This is a genomic window from Streptomyces sp. CNZ287, from assembly GCF_007827615.1.
On the sequence record NZ_VISV01000050.1, the window covers coordinates 1 to 1,295 of the forward strand.

The window sequence follows — 1,295 nt, forward strand, 5'->3', positions numbered from 1 at the left end:
CAGGCTCATGCGGGGCCGAGTGAGCGGGCGACCGCTGCGCAGAGGGCCAAGGGGAAGCTGACTGCGCGGGAGCGGATCGATCTGTTGCTGGACGAGGGGTCGTTCAGTGAGGTGGAGCCGTTGCGGCGGCATCGTGCTTCGGGGTTCGGGCTGGAGGTGAAGCGGCCGTATACCGATGGTGTGATCACGGGGTGGGGGGCGGTGCACGGGCGGACGGTGTTCGTCTATGCGCACGACTTCAGGATCTTCGGTGGTGCGCTGGGTGAGGCGCATGCGGAGAAGATCCATAAGATCATGGACAAGGCGATTGCGGCGGGTGCGCCGCTGGTGTCGCTGAATGACGGTGCGGGTGCGCGTATTCAGGAGGGTGTGTCGGCGCTGGCCGGTTATGGGGGGATCTTCCAGCGCAATACCCGTGCGTCGGGGGTGATTCCGCAGATCTCGGTGATGCTCGGGCCGTGTGCGGGTGGTGCGGCGTACAGTCCGGCGCTGACGGATTTCGTGTTCATGGTGCGGGAGACGTCGCAGATGTTCATCACGGGTCCGGACGTGGTGAAGGCGGTGACGGGTGAGGAGATCACGCAGAACGGTCTGGGTGGTGCGGATGTGCATGCGGAGACCTCGGGGGTGTGTCATTTCGCGTATGACGACGAGGTGACGTGTCTGGAGGAGGTGCGGTATCTGCTGTCGATGCTGCCGCAGAACAACCGGGAGAATCCTCCGGCGGTGGCGGCGGAGGATCCGGCGGACCGCGGTGGTGAGGTGCTGCTGGATCTGGTGCCGGCGGATGGTAACCGGCCGTATGACATGCGCAGGGTGATCGAGGAGCTTGTCGATGACGGTGAGTACCTTGAGGTGCATGAGCGCTGGGCGACGAATCTGATCTGTGCGCTCACCCGGCTGGACGGTCAGGTGGTGGGGATTGTGGCCAACCAGCCGCAGTCGCTTGCGGGGGTGCTGGATATTGAGGCGAGCGAGAAGGGTGCCCGCTTTGTCCAGATGTGCGATGCTTTCAATATTCCGATCGTCACCCTGCTCGACGTGCCCGGCTTCCTGCCGGGGGTGGATCAGGAGCACGGCGGGATCATCAGGCATGGGGCGAAGCTGCTGTATGCGTACTGCAATGCCACGGTGCCGCGGATCTCGGTGGTGTTGCGGAAGGCGTACGGCGGGGCGTACATCGTGATGGACAGCCAGTCCATCGGTGCGGATCTGACGTATGCCTGGCCGACCAACGAGATCGCGGTGATGGGCGCGGAGGGCGCGGCGAACGTGATCTTCCGGCGTGACATCGC

The 1,295-nt window shown here is 64.6% G+C and carries 1 protein-coding gene; it reads left to right on the plus strand.

Annotated elements, in window-relative coordinates; translation table 11 throughout:
- The coding region (locus tag FB457_RS35025; RefSeq protein WP_145784714.1) for an acyl-CoA carboxylase subunit beta at positions 1–1,295 on the plus strand (1,295 nt) is incomplete at both ends.